This window comes from Tsukamurella sputi, assembly GCF_007858445.1.
Classification (GTDB): Bacteria; Actinomycetota; Actinomycetes; order Mycobacteriales; family Mycobacteriaceae; genus Tsukamurella; species Tsukamurella sputi.
On record NZ_VIGV01000068.1, the window covers coordinates 1 to 657 of the forward strand.

At 68.9% G+C, this 657-nt stretch carries 1 protein-coding gene; it reads left to right on the forward strand.

Features of this window, described 5'->3' with window-relative positions:
* Nucleotides 1–652, forward strand: a 652-nt coding sequence (locus FK268_RS24450; RefSeq protein ID WP_497997379.1) for a DUF8175 domain-containg protein, incomplete at its 5' end; no start/stop codon positions are given.
* Nucleotides 653–657: the final 5 nt, after the last annotated feature.

A 657-nucleotide genomic window follows, 5' to 3' on the forward strand; every position in this document is an offset into this window, starting at 1 on the left:
CGTGGTGGCCACCAGCTGCGGGGGCGGCGAGAGTACGACCGGTGCGGCGGGCGGCCCTACGAACCTGTCGTGGACCAAGTTCAACGGCGTCGAGGTACCTGTCGCCGACCAGGGTCCCAAGAACCGCACCGAGCCGGCCCCTACTGGGTACGAGCGGGATAGCGCCGGCGCCGCCCTGGCGGCGATCAACGCTGCCACCCGCAACGGCATCGCCCGCAACGACAACACCGGGCAGGGCGAATGGATCGCGGTAACGCGCGACCTCATCGCCCCAGGCCGGGGACGGGACTGGTGGATCGCTCAGCGGATCCGGATGAACACGACCACCGTCAACCCCACTCTGGCGCCCACGGTGATGGCCTACAAGGTCACCACCTTCACCAACGACGGCGCCAAGATCGACGTCTTCGCGCGCCAGACCGACAGCTCGCTCACGGTCAACCACCTCGAGGTGGTGTGGACAGCAGCGAACGACTGGGGCCTGGTCATCCCAGTACCGCCCTGCAAGGCAGGCACGGAGACCACCCCGACCGCGCTGCCAGGGCAGGTGACGCCGCAGGCGACCTGCCAGCCCGATCTCTCGAAGCTCCCGCCCGCCATTGAGGCCGTCAAGGAGATCCCGAAGGATGCGGTGCAGCTCCGCAGCGCGTAGCTGCG